Source organism: Granulicella aggregans, assembly GCF_014203275.1.
In the GTDB taxonomy this organism is placed as follows: Bacteria; Acidobacteriota; Terriglobia; order Terriglobales; family Acidobacteriaceae; genus Edaphobacter.
The window spans coordinates 1-20,050 of sequence record NZ_JACHIP010000036.1 but is presented as its reverse complement, the minus strand read 5'-3'; the positions used below and the strand labels follow the sequence as shown (position 1 = coordinate 20,050).

The window sequence follows — 20,050 nt, the reverse complement described above, 5'->3', positions numbered from 1 at the left end:
GTGCTGAATCCTGAGTTCGCGCATATGGCTGAGCTTCGATCCCTGTATGCCGGAGCTGTAGGGAAAAGCCAGCGCAGTTCCCTTCTCTTCCAGCAACTCGATCACCCGCCCGATGCTGAGCTGCTCGGCTTCGCTCAGGGGTTCGTACCATCCCCGAAACTCATCCGACACCTCAACTTCATATGCCATACACGTACTATATCATCATTAGCATATGGGCCAGGCTATTTTGAGTCAATGGCTTTTACTGCGGGATTCTGTGTACATCCCCACCGCATGGTTTCCCCATCCACCAAAGAGAACGAAACGAGGAACCAATCATGTCCGAGCACCACGACGTCCCGAAAGGCCACGAGCCGCACGCCATTCACGAAGAGCATTCCAAAGGTCCTCACGATCCCAAAGAAATCAATCCAAAGATGGCATCTGACGTTGCTTATTGGTCGAAAGAGTTTGGAGTGACCGGCGATCAACTTCACGAGGCCATCCGGAGCCACGGAACCCACGTTGAAAAAGTCCGCGCTGCTCTCCACACTCACAAGAGCGCCTAATTCATATTGTGGGTGTCGGGACAGGTCTTTCCAAAGGCCAAAACGATCTGAAAATTGCTTCGTTTGTGTATGGCCGGAGACTCTTTTGCCGCATCGGATCATGGCTTAACGCCATCCCGACGCCCCGGTTCGGTCATATGTGCGAATCGACAGAGGGCACTGAGACCGCCGGGAAAACTTTCCCTATAGCGGTCTCACCAATTATTTCGAAGCGAACCATGCACGAGCAGAAGTCACATTCGGCTTCGTTTTCTCCACGTGCTACCTCCGCAACGGGAAACGTTCGCAGACACTCTGAACACGTAACCGCGACCGTGCCTCTATTGTTCATCACCCAGACCGCAGCTTGATTTGGCTTTCCCGTCTTCGGGCGGCTCGGAAGCTCATGCACAAGATCACAGATTCGCTCGAATAACTCAGGAATCTTGTACGCTCCCTTCGAGAAGAAAGCGTCCGCAAGGACGCTTTCAGGGACCGATACGCCTGAAAACTCACCCGAGATCACAATCACCGGAATGATGGGAAACCGGCGGCGCACCACGGACAGAAACTCGAATCCGTTCATGTTGGGCATGCGCAGATCCGAAATAATGAGGTCCGGAAGAGCCTGCTTCAAGGCTGCCAAGCCTTCAAATCCATCCTCGGCACAAAGCACCTCATAACCTTGGGCTTCAAGCAATAGCTTCCCGATATCCCGCAAGGGGGCTTCGTCGTCAACAATCAGGATTCTGTATCGGAAAGAGCTGGGGGGCATGGGACAGGGCTCCTGTTGTGACTTTCGTCAACAAACCTAACCATAGCCGTTGATGGAGTCCTCTACAACGCGCGTCAGCCGCCGACGCGGCTATCAGCCTCACTTCCCTGCCCCGGTTGCTCATCGTCGAAGAGTTTTGCCTGCTTTGCGGCGACGCCCTGGCGGTCGAGTTCGGCGAGCCTGAACTTCCATTTCTGGACCAGTTTCTCTGCCTGGCGGCTTCGCCGCTCGGCGCGGGCCAACATGCGTTCGACATGGGCTCGGTGTCTGGATTGAGGATCTGGCGTAGTGGTCATAGGGTGCGATCGGAGCCTCGTCTTCTGCATGGCCTCCACGCATCTTGAACGCTGATCTCAGCTCTTTACGATATCGGGGTATAAAGGCGTTTGCTCTGAGTTTTTGGTACGTACGCGAGCCGGAGGCCTCACCGGTTCGTCCTGAGTGCCTTTCTGCTCGATTGCCGAGGTCTTGAATCGTTAGCCCAAGCCTTCAAAAGCACCCCGCTTTCATAAGGAAGTTTTGGCTTTTGTTGTTGCTTCTGCGGGGTTTGGGGCGCAGCCCCAACGGAAAAAGGGCCGTTAGGCCCTACAGAACGCGACCGAAGGGCGCGCTCCTTTTCGTTTTTTTTGCCCGGATTGCCACAGAGATATCCACAGGTGTTGCGGGATTAAGTAGGGATTATAAGTGATTAAATACGGATTAGGAGCGCTTGCCGAGCGCCTTCAATCTATTGAAAATAAAGAATTTATCGTCCATTTTAGCGATGTTCTAGTCGGGTGGAATACGGCACAAAGTCGGGTCGAATACGGGATTCGGTCGGGTCACATGCGGAATCTGGTCGGGTGAAGTACGGCTCATGCTCCATCTGTGGATATTTACCCGCCTTTTGAGCGGTCGGCTGAAATACGGAGCGCGGCCGGACTTTGGAAGCCCTGCCGGTCGGGTGAAATACGGAGCTGTAGGTGCGATCATGGCTTCCCTGCCCCACAAATAGGGCCTTTCCCGTCACTGGTCGGGTGAAATGCGGCGTTTAGCTGACCCTTGTGCTTCGAATCGGTCGGGTGAAATACGGAGGCCGGCAGGCTCCATATTCGGTTTATCCCATTGAAGCCAATGGATCTTTCAGTCGCGGTCGGGTGAAGTACGGCACGAACACAGCCGCGCTCCGTTGGTCGGGTGAAATACGGCCCTTAGCGTCGGCGGCGCTGATCTTTCAGGATGTCGGTCAGCAATTCGCCAACCGGCATCATCTGCCCTTCCCTCTTCCCCTTCTTGACCTGCTTTTGCTTCTCGGCTCGCCGCGTCAGATGGCGCCCTTGTGAACCACTTGGGGGCTTCGTGATACTCACGAGGTCCCCATCCCAGCTTGCGACCCATCCTAGCGTGCTCTCAAGGGCAGCAAAAGCGTTCTTAAGCTCTGTCTTGAAGTGTTTGAGCAGCTTGGTCGGGCTGCCGCACTTCTCATGCAGGAAACCGACCGTCACCGGAAACGGCGCGGCGTGGGTCGAATAGTAGCTGTGCAGCCACTGAGCAAGTGGCTTCCCTTTGAGGGCCAGGCGGTCTTCCCATTCGATCTGTGTCCAGCTGGCGGGCGCGAATAGCGTCGCGATCTCCTTGGCGAAGGTGATCTTGTAAACCTTCGTGGTCGTCTCGCGCATGTAATGCGACACGAGGCTGCCGGAGAAGACAAACCGATGGCCCTTGATGGTCCATTCGATATCCAGGCTGCCGCGCCGCAGCCGGTCGAGGCTTTCCTCAAGGTCTTCATAGTTGGTGCTGGTATCTGAGCGGCCAATGCGTCGCAGGAAGCCGGCTCCTTGAAACAGGCACTCGGTCTCAAGCTTCTCGCGGCGGGCAAGGTGCAGGGCCTCAAAGAACACGTCGGCGTCATACTGGTTGAACTGCGTGCCGGCAAAAGAGATCTTAATGCCATCCTGCGCGGCGATGATGACGCCTTCAGGCTTCTTCTCCGGTCGCATCTGCGTGCCGAGGATCTTGCGCTTTTTGCTGGCAATGCCTGCGAAGAGCGCCGAGCGTAGCAGGACGTTCGGCCCGCCGCGTACCGGCTCCGGCCACATCGGCAGCTGCGTCGCTAGAAGAGAGCTAGGATGGTTCACTATTCGGAAACCGTCGGGACGTTGTACTTGCTGAACAAGTCGTTAAAAGCCTCAGCCATGAGGTCCTGCAGCGACTGGTCGGGTTTCTTGGCCTGAATGAGGCGGATGCTCTTCTTGAAATCGCCGGGCAGCCAGGCGGCGATGTTCTCCCGCCCTGCCCTGCCGATTGGCACGGGTGTCTTTGAGACCGGCTTCGGTCCGCGCGGCTCTTTCCTCGGCGTCGGCGCGTCGGACGGGTCGGCGACAGCGGCGGAACCCCTGCCGCTGCTGACGTTAAGCGCGTTTTGCAATCCTGCCAGATTTGCCATGTAGTTTCTCCAATTTGTGTGATTGTGCACAGGTAAACTTGTAAAGTTGTATGATTTCCGAGCCTGCCCGCCCCTGCGCGTTGAGTTCGAGTGGCGAGAGGCCGGCATCGGCGCTGGTCGCGTACACGTCGAGATGGCTCATGTGGTGCGGGCACATCGGGATGGGATAGGCCGCGCCGATCATTTCCTTGGTCTTCTCGGCCTGTATCGTCGCGGATGGATGGACTCCATTCAGGACGATGAAAGCCGGCGGACTGTTTTCCGACGCCTGTAGCAGCCGGTAGACGCCGGGTAGCGTTTCGAGGTGGAACATCTGCGGGCCGACCGGAACGTAAACCAGATCGGCGAAGCCGGCGGCATTGATCGCACCGCTATCGGCCTTTCCGGGATTGTCGATCACGACGAACTGAGCGCCATGAGAAGCGGCCGCCTCGAGGGTCTGTTTCAGCCGGCCGGGCGGCGAAGATACGACGGCAGGATTCTCCGACTTGCGGCGGTCTTTCCAGTTGGTGGCATTGGCCTGGGGGTCGAGGTCGATGATGACGGCCGTCAGCCCGTCTTCGGCTGCCGCGACCGCCAGATTGAGCGCGAGGGTCGTCTTGCCGGAGCCGCCCTTTTGCCCGATAACCGCGAGAACAAACATACTTTCTGACATGTGCACAATCTCACAGGTAAAACATCTTACAAATTTTCGATTCGGCCTTCGCGTGAAGACGGATAGTGGTGCGATCGCTTACAAGCTGCCATTCCTACATGTGCACAGTCGCACCTGCTGGACTTCTTACTTGTATACCTGTGCAGCAGGGCAGGGAAGCGCCTAGTTTGGTTCCTCCTGTCTTTCTCTCTACGGACGAAGGCGGGATGAGTTTAGTGGTCGATCTCTTCGGTCTACAACGGCCCCGGCTGATGACCAATCCCGGCTCGTCGCTGGCAACGTTTCCGGCACGTAACGCGGCCGCCTGAGTTATTAAGGCGCACTAGGAGACAGGCGGGAGATGCCGCGCGAGATCTCGGCTGTCATGCAAGACGCGCAAAATCTCGATCAAGCCTGGTTTCTGACGGTAGATGATGAAATAGCGACATCGCCAAGCCGTCGCCTCGGCTGTTCGCCTTGGTGACGATTTTGCATTTTTGAAAATACCGTGCCATTGGCATACACTCCCATTATGCAAACCGTCGTCGAGACGCTGACGTACCTCAAAGGGGCCTCGGCTCTTTTCACGGAAGCGGAGCGGGCTGACATTGTTTCGGCCATTGGCTTAGACCCCGAAGCAGGCGACCTCATGCCGGGGACCGGGGGGTATCGCAAACGGCGGTTCGGAAGGGCCGGAATAGGGAAGCGCGGCGGCGCAAGAGTCGTATACCTCTACGGCGGTGAAGACTTTCCCATCTTCCTTATCACCGTGTATGCGAAGGCGGAAAAGGGCAACCTAAGCAAGGCCGAGCAAAACGCTCTCGCGAAAATGGCTAAAAGCTTCTTCGCGGACTATGGGAGAAAAGCATGAGCAAACTGTTTGAAGAGATGGCGCAAGGCACAGCGGAGGCCCGCGCCTACATGGAAGGGGAGCGGAAAGGCTACAAAGTCACGCTGCCCGAATCCATCGACGTACGCGGGATCAGAAACCGGCTCCACTTCAGCCAGGGCCGATTTGCGGATGCTTTCGGCTTGTCGGTGGACGCCGTACGTCATTGGGAGTCGGGCCGTCGAAACCCGGAAGCGGCGGCGCGGGCGCTTCTTATGGTGATCGCTCACGATCCGCAGCTCGTGATGAAGGCATTGGCCCAACCTGAATCCTCAATACCGGTTCGGGCCAGGGCAGGGAAGGGGCTTACAAAAAACGGCAGAGCAAAAAGATCCTCTGCTGCCTGATCGAAAAACTTCGATGTTGCCGAAAACACCGACTTTGCGAGAAAACCCGCTTTTAAACGGCTTGCTTTGCAGATGAGTGACTCGGCAGTTTGTGAGCTTCTACGGCTTCGCGAGTATTGAACCGTTGCCGGGAGTTCGCATGTTTTCTGAGGAACCGCTTGCTGCGTTCGAGCGTACCCTTTGATATTCCGAGGTGATGCGATGATCGCAGACACGGCACAGCACTACGCCCGGTGGATTGGAGCTCTATTTCTCGTTTCGATCGTTGCAGGCGGGTGGGGCGAGTCCTACGTGCCTGATAAGTTGTTCCTCGCCAACGATCTGGCCGGTACGGCCCACGAGATGGCTAATTCGGTGGGGCTCTTTCGGTCCAGCTTTGCCGCTTACCTGATTGAAGTCGCCTGCGACATTACGCTGAATGTGCTGCTTTATGCGCTGCTTCGCCCTGTGAGTCGCACCCTTTCATTGCTCGCGATGTGTTTCGGGCTCATGGGAACCGCGATCTTTGCCACCGGAGAATTGCTGTACTTTGCCGCCGCGCTACCGGCCATCGATGCTGATGTCGCCCGCGTGATCTCGTCGGAGGCTAAGGCAACGCTCACGTATCTCTGCATCACCATCTATGGATACGGTTTCGGCATCTTCGCGATGTTCTATGGTATTGCAGCTGCTGTGCGAGGGTATCTAATCTGGCATTCCGGCTACTTGCCGCGTACGCTCGGTGCCGTTGGCATCGTTGGCGGAGCCAGCTTTGTCGTGAAGAACTTTATGATTGTCCTCGCTCCCCGAGCTGACCTGCCTTATGTGATCGCGCCCATGATGCTGGCGATGCTCTCTATGGGTCTCTGGTTGCTGGTCAAAGGAGTCGATAGGGCCCACTGGGATACGATGCAGGCGGCGCAAACAACTTCGAAAAGATGATTGGCTTAGGGCTTCAACCCTGGCGTCGGGATTGTGACCGGCGATTGCGGAAACTTCGACCTGTCCGGGGCCTGGAACCGCGTTCTTTCCAAAACACCGACTTTCGAGCAATAAGCACCATTGGTTGCGTCCATCCATGCTGATGCAGCGTCTTCTTCAGACAAGGCGGGAAGCATGTCTTTTCTCAACCGATCACTCGCGGAGTCAAGACCGGCGTGGTTTGCCAAAGCAGTTCGGATGAGTGCGTGTAGCGCCCTGGTGCTTCTCATTTGTTCTGGATGCGCCGAACTGCTCGACATCCCAACAGCGTGGAGAACTGTTCTGGCCGGTTTGGCTGCTCTTCTGGCTGGCATTGCGTATGCACTGGATGCCGTACCTGAACCGGGTCGCCTGACAATGTTTGGAGAGAATAGTGTTCAAGTCCGAAGCCTCGATGAATGGACTCAGTACAAGTACAGCATCCCCTACGAAGTGGCGTCTCCCGAACAGCAGGAAGAGGCGTTGAGCCACTATAGAGTGGGACTGCGCCTATTTCCAGCTCGCCCGCAAGACAGAGCGCATAAGCGCGGCGTGTGGCAGTGGCTGCTCAGCGTTGTTGTCTTCTCTTCCTTTGTGCTTCTCTCTGAAGCGACGCGAGGCTGGTATCGAGTTCTATTATTCTTGGCCTATTGCGCATGGTTATGGTTGTGCATGAGCCTGTCAAAGAGGTTCTCAGAGGTTCCGACCACCGACGCTCTCACAAGACTTAATCTCTCATGAGGCGTATTACCCATCGGTTCCCCCGAAAACGGCGTTATCGGAAATCACTTCACCACCGGATTTGTCGTGGGTAAACTCAGGAGCAGTCTGCACAGAGGAATCACTCAGCTCACTGTGAAATGTTGAGATCGTAGATCTCATCTAGCAGCCGCATGTAGTCGCGAATGAGAGACAGGTACACCTGACCAGCAACGCCCGGAGCTGCCGTACCATCAGGCCACGCAGCGCGGGTTGCCTTCATGGTGCTATCGCTGTAGGCCTTCCATTGCTTCTCTGATTGCTGAAGCGTCAGCAATTGGTTTTGGTCGTGGCACAACATTTGTAGATTGTTGTAGAAAATCGCAAAGTCGCTATCAGCCGTCTCATCCTCTTTGCCCATGCACACGTTGTACGGCTGTTGCCCGGAAGTAGTCTGGCAGGCCGTTCCCGCCTTTCCCGCCTGACGAGCGAGCGCCGCTTTGAGTGGCTTCTTGTAAACCTCACGAGCAGCAACAGCTTGGCTTAGCGGCAAGCCAATAACGGATTGCAACTCATTGAGTGAGACTGTTTTCACTGAAGTCTGCCCATTGCAACGAACAGACATGAATAGTGCAAGAGTGAGCAGGGCCGCGACTTTCATGCGTTCATGGTAATCCGCGAGGGTTGAGTATTGCGAAACTCGTTACAAACAGAAGGTTCCGAGTCAGTCATGGGCGCGACGACCTCTTGTACACAATGAAATGACAGTTTCAGAGTCTTACGCTGATCCTAGCCATTAGGGGAAAGATCAACTGGCGAGAACCGCGTTTTATCTGGAAACTGAGGATCTTGGCTTTGAGACCTTCGAATAACCTCTGCCGTCCATCTGCAAGGAGGCTCCATGAGAGTAAGCGAAGCTTGGGATCAGAACGCTCCGGAGGTGTTCGTCCCTTACCATGGCAACCAGGAAGGGTATGGGCATGTGTTCTTTGTGTTGACTATGGTGGAAGGCGCGATAGCGGTCGCGCTCCCTTGGCTTGATCTTCGCTTTATTGCACACTCCGCTAGAGGGGGCCATCATGTCTGGCTGGCACTTGCGACCAATGTATTGTGTCTTGCAGCAATGTCGGGCTTCCTTCGGGTATATCGCGCACTCAGCAAGCAAATCACACAAGGTGGACCGGACGCCTCTCACCTGGACAACATACGGATGACCATGGCAAGTGCAACAAGCTCAATGGTTTTCGCAGGTTTGGCGCTCCACATGTGTGGTGCATGGATCGTTAGATAGCTAGATAAGAGCTTCTGTCAGCTAAACCGCTCGGTACGATCACCCGTTGGTAGTCTGCGTGCCTATATCGAAAACCACCCGCGTAGACTTGGCTTTGTTGAGTAACGTTTGGTCCTAGCCCCATTCGCTTTGCACACCACGCATCTTTGCTGCGCGGATAAGAGGACACTATTGCACGTCCGTTGCCCGTTTCTGACACCTGACCAATCTTTCTACGGACGTTGAAAGATTGGTCAGGTGGTAGCGGACCGAACCGCTACGGAGTAACCTAATCGCATGAAACTCGTTGGGCGTTCTGTTCTTGTCATGTTTGTAGGTCAATGCTTGCTTCTTCCTGTTTTCGCTCAGAAGGCAGCACCTGCCGTTGCGTCCGACGGCCCGACTGTGGGAGTCGAAATCCTCAGTGACACCCATGGAGCAAACCTCAATCCATACATGATGGCCATGATCTCTGATCTGAAGAGTCGTTGGCTCTCGGAGATCAGAACTGGCCGGTCAGCTAATCAAGCGGGAGAATCGATTGTGAGCCTCACGATCGATTCAGATGGTCATTTATCTGCGCTGCATCTGGATCAGTCTGCGCAGGTCGATCTGGATCGGGCAGCCTGGACGACAGCAAAGCTCGAGCGATACTCGCCGCTGCCCCCAGCGCTTAAGAGTTCTGATCTCAAATTACGCATTACCTTTTCCGCAAATTGATATCACCTGTTCCTCGCTTTGCACGTTCACAGCGGCCACTCAGAACGTAATCCGCTCGACCTCATCGAGCGCAACCTCGTCGCTGCGCCGGTCATATAGCCCGGTGGTCCGTGCCGACTCATGGCCGGCCATCTGCTGAGCGATCTCGAGCTTGCCGCCGTTCTGAAGGTAGGTGGTAATCCCGGTTGCACGGAAGCTGTGTGCGCTGATTTTGGTTCGGAGCCCTGCAGCTCGCGCCCTCCGCTGAATCATCATGTGGACGTTGGCCTGGGGCAGGGGAGTGCGATCGGTCAGCCGGCCATGGCGCAGGGTAGGGAAGAGCGGGGCCTCGGGTTCGGTGCCGAGGCCTGAGGCTGCAATCCATTCCTCTAAATACTGGTCCAGGTTGTGATGGCAGGGAAGCTCGGTCACTTTGCCACCTTTCTCGTGGAGTCGGACCCAGCCGCGCCGTTTCTGCACGTAGAAGTCTCCGACCTTCATTCCGGTGGCCGCTCCGACTCGGGCGAAGGTGTAGCCCATAAGGGCGATCAGGGCACGGTCGCGGAGCCCGAGCAGGGAAGTAGTGTCGATCGCAGCGAGCAGCTCGCGCATCTCGTCGGCTGAAAGCACCGAGGTTTTGCCCTTGCGGACGCTGTGCTTCGGTCCCCGCACCGCATGAGCCGGGTTGGTCTCCATGATGTGCCCGGTCACCAGCCAATCGAAGAGCATTCGGATCGCGGCGAGATACTGTTTTACGGTCGGCTTCGAGTGAGTGCGACCGAGCTGCTCGACATACGCCGCGACGTGCATCGGCGTCACACCGGCGAGATCTCCCAGACTTCTCTCTTCACACCAGGCGGCGAAGCCCTCGACAGCCTTGAAGTAGGCGCGGCGGGTATTTGCATTCCGTATGTTGACGGTGAAGAACTCCCAGAAGCGTCGACCTCCCTCAGGCATGGCTTGAAAGAGTGCGGGGAGACGCACGGAGGCAGGTACCAGCGCCGGGTAGGAGCTCTTCTGTGTCTCGACCATGATCATGCCTATGCCTGCTTCCCGAGCAAGATGGTTGGAGGAGCTGTACAGATCACGTCGATCACGTGGTTCAGGCAAGCGATTTCGAAGTGCATGAGCGGAGCCGGATGGCCTGCTGATGCGTAGGATGTGCGTTCGGTGAAGTCGAGGAGGTGAGACTTAGAGAAGACGCGGAAGAGCTTGCCAGTGAATGTTTCCGGAGGTTCCGGATATTTGCCGTACGATTCGTTGAGAACCGTGTAGGAAATCAGATGATTGCGATCAAAGACCACCTGGAAGAGTCGGCAGCTCTTGTCCTCCTGGATGGGACGCGCGCCGATTCTCAAGAAGGCGAGCGGATCCTTTGCATCAGCCGATGCGATGGGAGCTTGAAGCTTGGCTTCGACAATGGTCAGACCGAGGGTCAGTTCCTCAAGCTCCTGAACCTCTGTGGCGAACAAGTAGGCGCAGTCGTCTATGAGGCGCGCACCCTCCTGCCAGGGAATTTCGATGGTCATGATCTCGTTCGAGGTGATGGAGTCTTCTCCTTTTCGGGCAAGCCAACATATATATGATAACGTCCTTTATCGTATGTGCATGGAGAACCGGGAAGTATGATGTTTTTGTTCCTCGCGAGGCCGTCCCTTCGGTCTCTACCTGACCGGCGCACTTCTCGCCGCTGGTTGGATGGGGGCCGACCTGCGAGAGAGGCGCTGAAAGGCGCTACAGGAGGCCTCATGTCAGAAGACAAGATCGCGTACCTGGAACTGCCCTCAACCGATGTACCGGCCTTGAAGTCGTTCTATGGACAGCTCTTCAGCTGGGCATTTCAGGACTATGGCGATGATTATGCGGCTATCGAGGGCGCGGGCCTGGATGGCGGCTTTAATGGTGACCCAGTCACCAAGCCGAAGTCCCCGCTCGTCATCTCGAAACGGCAGATATTGCGGCGATGGTCAAGCGGGTGCAGGAAGCTGGTGGCACGATCACAATGCCGATCTTCGCCTATCCGGGTGGTCAGCGTTTCCATTTCATGGACCCAAGCGGAAACGAATTGGCCGTGATGCAACCTGCTGTCTAGCTCTGAGCGGCCCCGCAAGGGGCCGCTCTTGAGTGAAGCGTCCATTTCAGGAGTAACAAGATGACCCGTCACAGCCTGGAGGGGAGAGATCTAAAGGGCGACTCAACTATCGGTGTATCCTGCTCGGAAGATTCGATTCGCCGGAGGATCAGATGCCACGTCTTCCTGTACTTTTCGCTGCGACTGCGGTGATTGTTCTCGTCGCGGGTTTGATCGGCTCGCGGTTTGGTTTCTCGACCGGCATGACACTCACGCTGCCGAGGAACACCTACCTCATTCCGTACCATCTTCTGTGCTTCGGCGCAGCCTCTTGCCTCTGCTTATTTGCCTTTCTGTACTCCATCTGGATGGTTCCTTGGAGCGCCTCTGCGGCTTGGTGGCACTTTGGGCTCAGTGTCGCCTTCCTCGCGTTGTTCTGCGGGGCTACGGTTGCAATGGAGAGTTCCAAGCCGCCATACGGGTCTTCCCCTGCGGCAATGACATTGCTTCTCGCGTTTACCGTCTCGCCTTTGCTCTTTGCGTTCGTCCAGGGATTGTTTGTCCTCGACGGGTTCAGGCGGTGCTTGTCCCTGATTCGCAGATGAAAGAAGCTCCCGCAGGGTTTCGTTATCGGCAACGCCGAGGATCCCGCCAAGTCGACCTATATTCATCTGAAACGGTGGTTTCAGTGAGTACAAGAAGATCGGACACGATCAGGGGCGTTCAGCTCCGTTGAATCTGCCACGATTCCAGGCGCCGTCGTGAAACGGGGTAAGACTCTTCACCGAAGATCAACAACGACAGAAGAAGATCCCCAACTTGAGTCTTATCGTTGCTGGACCGTCGCGTCAACGAGCTTGAAGCCGCTTAATTTTGAATGGCACAGAGAAGTTTCAGAGGCGTGCCATGAAGAGCCGTCCGCATATTCAATATTTGTGATTTCGACCCACCTTGCGGCAGTGATCTGTGTGATCCATACAGCAGCTCGATTCAAGCTTGTCGGGTCTGCTGAAGCCTGCAGTTGGAATGCTTGTGACGCATCTTCGACAGGAGAGGGCTGAACGGGCAACAGCCGACCTTTCTGAGGAAGGCCGTGGACGGTGATTTCAACCTTCTTAAGAGAGGGAGTATCCAAAGGGACGAAGAACGAAAGTTCCAGGAGTTGAGCAGCGCCTTCTCTCTTTGCATCGTCCGCAGAGCGCACCACGGCGCGACCGCTTAGATTGGCTCCAAATCCAACCGGACAACCGCTACTTACTTGCACGATCGAGGTCTTCGGTTGGTTGCCTTTGTCGTTCTGTGCTGACACGCTGGTGCCTGCCAAAATCAGAAATGCCACCATACAGACATTGCGCATTCGCCCCTCCATTACGCTCACTGCTTGAAAGGCTACGCCTGTTCAGAACTGGTTTCAACGAAAGCTTGCAACTTGTTCTGGCTGCGCCCCACCCGCTTCATTTGGATGATCGGAGCGGCTTACCCACGACAACTCCGGTTGTCAGGGCCAGCTTTAGCGGATGCTACTCGCGGGGTCATTCAGAGGATGGCGTACTGCTGCGTATGGATGCTCTCGCGATTCTTGGATTTGGACATACCCATCTGATCCGCAAATTTAAACGGCTACAGGCGTGGTGACCCCTAGGAGAACATGACGCACGCTAAACTTGGAGCCAAGCCGCAGCCTAGAGGTGATCCCGGGATATGCTCATTCTTCGCGCCCTCGCCATTCAGTTCCTCGCCTTCTCTTTATCAACCGCTCCCCTCCCTCAAGCCCCGAGCCTTCCGGCCGCCGAGACAGCAGAATCCCTCACGCCGCCCGGCTCGAACTACAGTCCCGCGCTCTTCCAGGCACCGCTGCTACCTGCCGATCTGGGCTACCTGCAGCAGTTTGCCGGAGCTCCGGCGAAGGATCTCCTCCGGGACAAACAATTCAAGAAGCTGATGAAGCTCTTCGTCCCCAGTTGCATCTTCCACTACGGTCGAGACATGAGCCTCCCAGACGCCCTTTCGATGGCCTTCGAAGGCTCCCGCATCCCAATCGAAGTTCGCGACCACCGCTATCTCCTCGTCGCCGGACAGCAGGGGCCTTACCTCCAGGGCCGCGGCTTTCTCTGGATCGATCTCCAGACCGGCATTGGCCTAGGAGGGTTCTACTTTGCTCCTACGAACGGTGAACCGACCCCTGCGCTCAATCTCTTCTCGAAGCAAGTCAAGGAAGACACCCTTGGCCTCAGCCAGCTCCCGCCAGCATTCGTCGACGACTTCGTCCAATGGTCGACAAGCGCTCGCGTCGGCCCTGTCGTAACCCGCTACTTCATCACTGGAAATAACAAGAAGATCCTCCTCGAACACGACGAAGACTTCTGCGGCTCCGCCGATGGCACCGTCGCCCCACACAACGGTATCTGCGAGCAACTGAACGCCCAGGCCGCCGATCTCGACGTCACCGCCGCCGACTACCTCGAACAAGTTCACCACGCCACCAACGCCACCGCATGGATGCTTAGTCCCTCTCAGATCGCGTGGCTGGGGGTCCGTGACCGCACCTGCGGCGGTGTTCTCAATCCCCTCAACTGCCGCATCAACATCACCCGCCAGCGCGTACACATCATCACTGGCCGCCCACCCATACGACCTCATCCGGTCCTTCGGTAAGGCTTCGGCGAAGCCACAGTCGGCGTCACACACCAACTTCAAAATCAGACGCTAAGACCGAAGTTTCCCAAATTCCCGTTTTGCGGGAGCTGATGTTCATCGGCCAGTTCTCCACATAGATGGGCTATCCTTTCTGGGAAGAATCGCAGATGCGGGCTGTCCATAGGACGATGTGCCCCTTGGAGTTTCTGTTGTGGCGAAGAAGACAAGCTTTGTGCGCGGAATCCCTTTCGTGATTGCCAGCGTCCTCTCATGTTCCTTGTTAGCACAGACGGACGGTAGAGCTCTGGGATCAAGCAGACTGGCCAACGGTGGTTATCTGGGCCTTGATCGAAACCTATATCCGGGCGACGAAACGCTATCGGGGATCGCGAAGCGTTTCTCCTTCATTGGTTACTGGCTCAACAACCCGCCAGGCACGCAATCCAACAGCTGGCTAGGCAAACGTGTCGTCCTCAAATCTCACGATTTAGGTTTCCTTGTTCTATGGAACGGCAGGCTCGATAAAGAGATCTTGGCGAAACTGAAGAGCGGGACCTCGGCTGCTGCATTTGGCATGGTAGACGCAAAAGATGCAGTACAAGCTGCCAAGCGGGAAGGCTTTCCTGCAGGAGCGATCCTCTTTCTCGATCAAGAAGAGGGAGGACGTCTTCTCCAAGAGCAAGCTGACTATCTATTCGCGTGGACGGAAGGAGTGACCACGGGGGGATTCCGAGCGGGCGCTTATGTAAGTGGCCAGCCGGTGCCGGACGGCCCAGGAAAAACGACCACGACCGCGCAGAACATCAAAGATACTGTGTCGTCGAAGCATCTTCATTCGATCGCGCTCTTCGTCGCGCAGGACGGCACCCCGCCTTCAAACGGTTGCACAGTGACACCTCCTCCACTAGCCGCAAGCGGGACACAAGGTGCGATCGCGTGGCAGTTCTCTCAAAGCCCGAGACGCTCCGTGGTCACTCAGGCATATATGAAGACCTACGCGAACGATGGCAATTGCTACGTTCCAGAGTTGCCGGGAGTGCTGCTCGACTTGGATGTTGCGCAAGAGCGCGATCCCTCTCAAGGACGCTGACATGTAGCCGCGACGAGTCACATGCCGCGAAAGTCGAGGTTCTCGGAAATCCCGCTTCTGGAGACCGCCGGTCGGGTTGAAGTTGCCGACAATGCCGTTTTGCGTGCATCGCCTTGCTATCCCGAACGCGCTAGCATGACTGACATGTCATTTCACAAAGAGCCTGTCACTTTTCCAGTGTTTGTTCTCATCTTCCTGGGCGGCATAGCTCTAGCCACTTTGATACGACGATTGTCTAAGACACCGCAGCTCGGCGCAGACGCCAGGCGATTCTCGCCTTACTTCATCCTTGTAATTTTTATTATCCTTGCGGCTGTCAACGCTTTTGCCAACTGGCGCTTGGGACTTCCGCAGTTTTGATGTTCATGCCAAGCTGAGTTTGACTATGCTCCCGCAAAGTCGACGTTTTCGGCAACGTCGATATTTAGCCTGGGCCGACAAACCTCGCCAGACACCTTTTGTGTGGGTTTCTACCCCAGATGCTCCATCTACTTACTTCCAGAATGGTCGATAACAGATGTACAAGGCGCCAAGACCTCACCCATCTATGACTGTTCCATTTTCGCCGCCCTTCCTCGGGTGGCCATTTTGTGTCGGTCAGTCGCCCCTTTGATGTGCACTCGATACGCGGGAGTTTTGTTGTCGGCAAGTGGGCCTTTTCGCAGCTGAGACCGCTGTGTTCTGAAAGGATCAGCTAGTAAGGAGGGGACGCTTACTGTGCGTCTGCCTTGAAGATGTGCTCAGCAAAGATGTTCTCGACCTTTGCCTGGTTCTGCAACATCTCGAAATAGGCAGCCTTTAGCAGCTGCGACCGAGCGTTCATCAATCCTGCGCGAATGCGTTGCTGCACCTGGGGCTCAGAGACATCATGCTGGCCCGCCGGTTCGCGAGAGATGAGTTGGAAGAGCGCATAATCGACCGCGCCCCCTTGATCGACCGGGTCCGGAAACGTCATAACATCGGTCGTTTCGCCAGGCTTCAGCTTCGCGATCGCGGCGAAGAGCACTGGCGTCCGGGCCAACTCCGACTCCGACAACAAACTCATGTCCCCGCCTGATGAAGACGTCTGCGGATTCTCTGAGAATTTGATCGCTAGTGCGCCAAAGTCCTCCCCTGAATCGACTCTATTTTTGAGCACTGAGATCTTTTTCTGCACCTCCTCGGGCCTTCGCGAAGTTGCGTTCTTCACCACTATTTGGGCTAAATGGTATTGCGTCTCGATGTTGTGGAACTCGGGCTTGTGCGTTTGGAAGTAGGCATTGATATCGGCATCCGAGACCGTGATCTGGGAGTTGATCTCCTTATTCAGCAGCTTGTTCTCGGTCAACGAACGGTGGAGATCGCGCTTCACCTCGTCGACGCTGGTATGGTGCTCGATGAGTAGTTGGGTGAACTGCTGCCCGCTGTACGGTGCCTTCATCTCGGCGAACTTCGCGTCCACCTCTTCGGGCGTCGCATTCAGCTTCATCTTGGCCGCACGCTGCAGCAGGATCTCTTCATCAATGAGCTGATGCAGTAGCCCCAGCCGCGCCGTGTTCGCCTCATCCGCAGAGGGCACCTGTTGCTGGCCCTCGCCTAGATTTTGGCTGTAAGCCTTATCGAGATCGGATCGCGATATCGATTGCCCATTGACCGTGGCCATCACGTCCGGTGAGTTGACGGGATGGCAGCCCACGAGGCTCAGGGACAGCACGACAGCTGCGATCTTCAGCAAATCAGGACCTCGCTCAGTCAGCCTATTGTCCGATACTTTGGGAAGCCTTCCGTGATTGTCCAATCGGAAACAGACAGTCGGACGATCAGCTGATTCGATCCCAAAGACCTCACTCCCACTCTATGGTTTCTCCGGCTGTATGTACTGCTGCATGACCTCTCTCGCCATTTGCCGCTTCTCTGTACGGACAATGGTAAGCATGCTGCTGAACTGTTCAGGCGTCATTTTCTCGCCCAGCAGAAGCGGCCTTAGGGCCAGGTTAAGAAGACTTCTGATCGCGACGGTCTCGGTAAAGTTAGGGTCATCCTGGGCCCGTCGCGCCTCTCGAAGCAGGATCTCCCGCGTCCACTCACGAGGCGTCTTCCCTTCCCTCTCTGCTGCCTTCAGCAACTCCGATTCTTCCGCTTTGGTGAAGCGCGTTGCCACGCTTTGGGTACGTGCATCGCGGCCCATTTTCCGTCTCAGCCGCTCCTCAATTCCAAGATCATTGTCAGCCATTTAGGCCCTCACTTTCGCCCATTTTAGAGCGTTTCCGGATGGAAACACAATGGTTCCAGGCGGAAACAATCAGCGCGTAAGTGATTTATTTTGTGTAAGGTCCCACCTGGAACCTTTTTAGCGCGAAACGCGACCCTGGAAGGGGTGGAGTGTCAAAATTCTCCATGTGCGAAGCACATCGTGCTTAGCAGTACCGTTGCGGTACAGATCTCGATCAAGCTAATTGGCTGTAGCAGAGACGATTTGGTTGAGTCTTCAAGTCTGGGAGCAGGCTAATTAAAGCGCTATAGCGCGGCAGAATACTAACAACAGGATGCAACGAATCTATCGACCCATCATGCAAGAGTAAGCGTGGATCGCAGTATGACGTGTGAGCTCAAGTTGTGCTGTGAAGCAAATTGCTCGCCGTCGAGGCGGTGCGGAATGTGGGAGTCGCGCCCTTTGCGACTTCCAAGCGCAATCGTTGCGCGTCATTTCCACGGCCTGCATTCACACATGCGCGCCCACACTCAACGAGCACGTTGCATGCATGTTTGTAGAAGAGACTTCTCGATCAGCTAAGAAGAGCACCAGCGATGACGGAATCTAATGTGCAGGGGAAGCACTAGCTGCGGCACGGCAAGAGTTTTCCGGCATCCTCTTCCACTCAACCGATCGGGGTGCCTGATTCGGACCTGATGGCCAGTTCCCTACCAGCTTGCTGCCATCGGATGAAATCGCAGCTTGGAACGGATGTGAACAACACATCGCCGTGTAAGCTCGCAACTCAACCGTGATCACGTTTGGCGAAATCAACTTCGCCTTCCCGATCTCCCCGTAATGCTCGTTGGATTGCGGTAGGGGCTGGATGCCGTTTGCATATCGCCATCGTCCGGGAATCGAAATGTCGTCAGACCAGGCGGTGAATCCTCCGTCGGATTGCTGCGCGATATGGACACAGTTGTTCATCAACCCTTTGCTCTCGAACCATGTGCCTGCGAAAGAACTTGCAGCTGTGTTTTCAGGTCGCTTGAGTGTCACCTGGCGGCTGAATTCCCCACGCTCATAGTGTCCGTACCATTGCTTCTTCGTTTCATCCCAAGAGAGGCTCACCTCAACCTTCGGAAGATCTCCTCTCTGACGAGCAGACACTCGAAGCTGCTGTCCATCCCAAAGCGCGCCGCCATCTGGGCTAGTCGCGAAGAAGTTGAAACCGAACTCTTCTACGTCTGGCCCCGTACGCTGATAAAGTCCGATGTCCAAAGAATCGAGGTACTGTTGATGGCCGATCAGGCTGACCGGCGTGCCATCGATATGGGTGGAGACAATAACATTCATGCCGACCATTCCGCCGTGGCCGTCAGAAGTCTCCCATCTGCCGGCGAGATCCTCCGGCTTTGAAATAGGGAGTCGCTGAGCAGCAAGAAGCGAAGAGGAAACTGCGAGCAGAAGAGAGCTAAACAGCAGATTATTTTTCATCCAGCGGCCCCCAAAACGAATCACTCGCCTCATTCCTGGCTTCATGGAATTAGACACCGATCGCTGATGTTCTGGCCCACCTGCTGAGGGACCAAACCTGGAAAGCCAACGTTACCTAAACTTTCGTGGACGTGATTCTCCGGTGTTGATAGGCTTTCTTTGCGAGTGAAGATGAGCTGCACGGAGCTGTCTATGCGATTCTTTTTTAGCGGTGTGATTGCTGCGTTTCTTCTGGCTGCGCCGACTGTCCAGGGCCAGGCGACTGCGGAGTGCTCTCTGGGAGTCACTTTTTTTATCGGTTATGGAATTGAGCAGAGCCCCAATGCTCCCTATCGTGCAACACTCAAGACCACATTTGAGCAAAAGCTGACGGACGGCAATTCCATTCAAGGATTTGTTCGGCTTCAGCAAGCTCGGGACAGTATGGGACGCACACGCGGGGAGATGGCGCAAGGATGCGAACGAGGAGAGGATGGTCAGTTGCACGCGAGGCTAAACGTTACCCTCACGGATCCTGTCGCCAAGACGAATTCGTCTTGGCTTGTAGACGAAAACACCTCGAAGATCGTTCATGTATTTCATCAGGACGAGCCCCCTCCACCGCATAAACCTTTAGATCCGGCCGAGTTAGCGAAGCAGCGAAGGTTACGCCAATTGCGGCATCCCTCCGACAACGAGTCCCGGACCGAGGATCTTGGCGAGGCGACGATAGCGGGAATAGCGGCACATGGTTCGCGAACGGTAAGGACGATTCCAGCCGGTCAAGAAGGAAATGCGCTTCCGTTAGTAGTGCTGCACGAGCAGTGGCACTCGAATGACCACAAGATTCTGCTGAAGATGATCAACGACGACCCACGTCGAGGACGGACAACGGTTGAGGTGGAGGATCTGGTTCTAAGCGAGCCGGATGCGTCGTTGTTCACGGTGCCGGCAGGGTACAAAATTGAGGACGTACACCCAACTCCCCCAGCGCAGGACACCCCTTAGGAGTTCATTTGGCCATCAGCTCCACTTCCCTGCTCCGGCTATCGTCGGCGAAAAGTTTTGCTTGCTTCACGGCGACGCCCTGACGATCGAGCTAGAGGCTGGGCTGTTCTTCAGCTCCGGCTGGCATTCTCATCAAGCCATCCAACTCGACGGCTCCATCGGGGAATACCGCCCTCATCTCGAGCGTCCCTCCGAGCGCCCCGACGTACTTCCGCAGAGTGCTGAGGAGACAGTCATTCTGGTTTTCGAGCCGGGAGACGGCGCTTTGGGGGACGTGCATCTGCTCGGCGACAGCAACCTGGGTCTGCTGCCGTGCGACGCGGATGACGCCGACGCCGATCCGCTCCATCTCGGCGTACTCGGCCAGAGCCTCGCGCTTCACTCTCTC

Annotated in this window: 23 protein-coding genes and 1 pseudogene; 10 read left to right on the top strand and 14 right to left on the bottom strand. The window is 55.9% G+C overall.

The window, feature by feature from the left end; genetic code table 11:
• A pseudogene (locus tag HDF16_RS28685) lies at positions 1–189 on the bottom strand (type II toxin-antitoxin system RelE/ParE family toxin); the annotation flags it as partial.
• Positions 190–320: 131 nt separating this feature from the next.
• Here HDF16_RS28685 and HDF16_RS28680 point away from each other — a divergent pair.
• Positions 321–551, top strand: coding sequence for a DUF3606 domain-containing protein (locus HDF16_RS28680; protein ID WP_184224163.1), 231 nt, complete (start codon positions 321–323; stop codon positions 549–551).
• 133 nt (positions 552–684) lie between these two features.
• On the opposite strand, the gene HDF16_RS28675 is transcribed toward HDF16_RS28680, so the two are convergent.
• The 5 genes from HDF16_RS28675 to HDF16_RS28655 all read right to left on the bottom strand — a co-directional run bounded on the left by HDF16_RS28675 (position 685) and on the right by HDF16_RS28655 (position 4,373).
• Complete coding sequence (locus HDF16_RS28675) at positions 685–1,305, bottom strand: response regulator (RefSeq protein ID WP_184224161.1); 621 nt, start codon at positions 1,303–1,305, stop codon at positions 685–687.
• A gap of 74 nt (positions 1,306–1,379) precedes the next feature.
• The gene (locus HDF16_RS28670; RefSeq protein ID WP_184224159.1) at positions 1,380–1,601 is read right to left on the bottom strand and encodes a hypothetical protein; all 222 of its coding nucleotides are present in this window, start codon (positions 1,599–1,601) and stop codon (positions 1,380–1,382) included.
• Between the two features lie 894 nt (positions 1,602–2,495).
• Positions 2,496–3,422 carry a plasmid replication initiator TrfA gene (gene trfA / locus HDF16_RS28665; RefSeq protein WP_184224157.1) on the bottom strand — a complete coding sequence of 309 codons (927 nt, stop codon included), beginning with the start codon at positions 3,420–3,422 and terminating at the stop codon, positions 2,496–2,498.
• The gene (locus HDF16_RS28660; RefSeq protein WP_184224155.1) at positions 3,422–3,730 is read right to left on the bottom strand and encodes a ribbon-helix-helix domain-containing protein; all 309 of its coding nucleotides are present in this window, start codon (positions 3,728–3,730) and stop codon (positions 3,422–3,424) included. The genes trfA and HDF16_RS28660 overlap by 1 nt, the downstream gene beginning before the upstream one ends.
• Positions 3,696–4,373, bottom strand: a complete 678-nt coding sequence (locus HDF16_RS28655; protein ID WP_246410422.1) for an AAA family ATPase — start codon at positions 4,371–4,373, stop codon at positions 3,696–3,698. The genes HDF16_RS28660 and HDF16_RS28655 overlap by 35 nt, the downstream gene beginning before the upstream one ends.
• A 499-nt stretch (positions 4,374–4,872) precedes the next feature.
• Here HDF16_RS28655 and HDF16_RS28650 point away from each other — a divergent pair, with 499 nt between their 5' ends.
• The 3 genes from HDF16_RS28650 (at position 4,873) to HDF16_RS28640 (ending at position 6,521) form a co-directional block, all read left to right on the top strand.
• Entirely contained in the window at positions 4,873–5,235 is a 363-nt protein-coding gene (locus HDF16_RS28650; protein ID WP_221313366.1) for a type II toxin-antitoxin system RelE/ParE family toxin, read from the top strand.
• On the top strand, positions 5,232–5,600 hold the full coding sequence (nadS, locus tag HDF16_RS28645) for a NadS family protein (protein ID WP_184224149.1): 369 nt from the start codon (positions 5,232–5,234) through the stop codon (positions 5,598–5,600). Before HDF16_RS28650 ends, nadS begins: the two co-directional genes overlap by 4 nt.
• A gap of 201 nt (positions 5,601–5,801) precedes the next feature.
• Entirely contained in the window at positions 5,802–6,521 is a 720-nt protein-coding gene (locus tag HDF16_RS28640) for a DUF4386 domain-containing protein (protein WP_184224147.1), read from the top strand.
• Positions 6,522–7,389: 868 nt separating this feature from the next.
• Here the strand turns inward: HDF16_RS28640 and HDF16_RS28635 are convergent.
• Positions 7,390–7,899 (bottom strand): lysozyme inhibitor LprI family protein, encoded by a 510-nt coding sequence (locus tag HDF16_RS28635; protein WP_184224145.1) that lies wholly within the window; start codon positions 7,897–7,899, stop codon positions 7,390–7,392.
• Positions 7,900–8,805: 906 nt separating this feature from the next.
• Here HDF16_RS28635 and HDF16_RS28630 point away from each other — a divergent pair.
• Entirely contained in the window at positions 8,806–9,228 is a 423-nt protein-coding gene (locus HDF16_RS28630) for an energy transducer TonB (RefSeq protein ID WP_184224143.1), read from the top strand.
• Positions 9,229–9,267: 39 nt separating this feature from the next.
• Here HDF16_RS28630 and HDF16_RS28625 read toward each other — a convergent pair whose 3' ends face one another.
• Together HDF16_RS28625 and HDF16_RS28620 are read right to left on the bottom strand one after the other, a co-directional pair.
• Positions 9,268–10,245, bottom strand: a complete 978-nt coding sequence (locus tag HDF16_RS28625; RefSeq protein WP_246410420.1) for a tyrosine-type recombinase/integrase — start codon at positions 10,243–10,245, stop codon at positions 9,268–9,270.
• A gap of 2 nt (positions 10,246–10,247) precedes the next feature.
• A complete protein-coding gene (locus HDF16_RS28620; RefSeq protein ID WP_184224141.1) occupies positions 10,248–10,736 on the bottom strand; it encodes a hypothetical protein in 489 nt (162 codons plus the stop codon).
• Positions 10,737–11,170: 434 nt separating this feature from the next.
• Between HDF16_RS28620 and HDF16_RS32305 the strand changes: the two genes are divergently transcribed.
• On the top strand, positions 11,171–11,299 hold the full coding sequence (locus HDF16_RS32305; protein ID WP_221313368.1) for a VOC family protein: 129 nt from the start codon (positions 11,171–11,173) through the stop codon (positions 11,297–11,299).
• Between the two features lie 152 nt (positions 11,300–11,451).
• Entirely contained in the window at positions 11,452–11,883 is a 432-nt protein-coding gene (locus tag HDF16_RS28610) for a hypothetical protein (RefSeq protein ID WP_184224139.1), read from the top strand.
• Between the two features lie 221 nt (positions 11,884–12,104).
• On the opposite strand, the gene HDF16_RS28605 is transcribed toward HDF16_RS28610, so the two are convergent.
• Positions 12,105–12,635, bottom strand: a complete 531-nt coding sequence (locus HDF16_RS28605; protein WP_184224137.1) for a hypothetical protein — start codon at positions 12,633–12,635, stop codon at positions 12,105–12,107.
• A gap of 344 nt (positions 12,636–12,979) precedes the next feature.
• Between HDF16_RS28605 and HDF16_RS28600 the strand changes: the two genes are divergently transcribed.
• Together HDF16_RS28600 and HDF16_RS31730 are read left to right on the top strand one after the other, a co-directional pair.
• Positions 12,980–13,933: a hypothetical protein gene (locus tag HDF16_RS28600; protein ID WP_184224135.1), complete on the top strand. Its 954-nt coding sequence runs from the start codon at positions 12,980–12,982 to the stop codon at positions 13,931–13,933.
• A 193-nt stretch (positions 13,934–14,126) separates the two neighbouring features.
• The gene (locus HDF16_RS31730) at positions 14,127–15,005 is read left to right on the top strand and encodes a glycoside hydrolase domain-containing protein (RefSeq protein ID WP_184224133.1); all 879 of its coding nucleotides are present in this window, start codon (positions 14,127–14,129) and stop codon (positions 15,003–15,005) included.
• 712 nt (positions 15,006–15,717) lie between these two features.
• On the opposite strand, the gene HDF16_RS28585 is transcribed toward HDF16_RS31730, so the two are convergent.
• From HDF16_RS28585 to HDF16_RS28575, 3 genes are all read right to left on the bottom strand, one after another.
• On the bottom strand, positions 15,718–16,719 hold the full coding sequence (locus tag HDF16_RS28585; RefSeq protein WP_246410418.1) for a SurA N-terminal domain-containing protein: 1,002 nt from the start codon (positions 16,717–16,719) through the stop codon (positions 15,718–15,720).
• A 120-nt stretch (positions 16,720–16,839) separates the two neighbouring features.
• The gene (locus HDF16_RS28580; RefSeq protein WP_184224129.1) at positions 16,840–17,172 is read right to left on the bottom strand and encodes a hypothetical protein; all 333 of its coding nucleotides are present in this window, start codon (positions 17,170–17,172) and stop codon (positions 16,840–16,842) included.
• A 630-nt stretch (positions 17,173–17,802) separates the two neighbouring features.
• Complete coding sequence (locus HDF16_RS28575; protein ID WP_184224127.1) at positions 17,803–18,720, bottom strand: hypothetical protein; 918 nt, start codon at positions 18,718–18,720, stop codon at positions 17,803–17,805.
• A gap of 147 nt (positions 18,721–18,867) precedes the next feature.
• On the opposite strand from HDF16_RS28575, the gene HDF16_RS28570 reads away from it, so the two are divergent.
• The gene (locus HDF16_RS28570; RefSeq protein WP_184224125.1) at positions 18,868–19,662 is read left to right on the top strand and encodes a hypothetical protein; all 795 of its coding nucleotides are present in this window, start codon (positions 18,868–18,870) and stop codon (positions 19,660–19,662) included.
• 91 nt (positions 19,663–19,753) lie between these two features.
• Here the strand turns inward: HDF16_RS28570 and HDF16_RS28565 are convergent.
• Positions 19,754–20,050: XRE family transcriptional regulator (locus HDF16_RS28565; RefSeq protein WP_184224122.1), on the bottom strand; the 297-nt coding region annotated here is incomplete at its 5' end.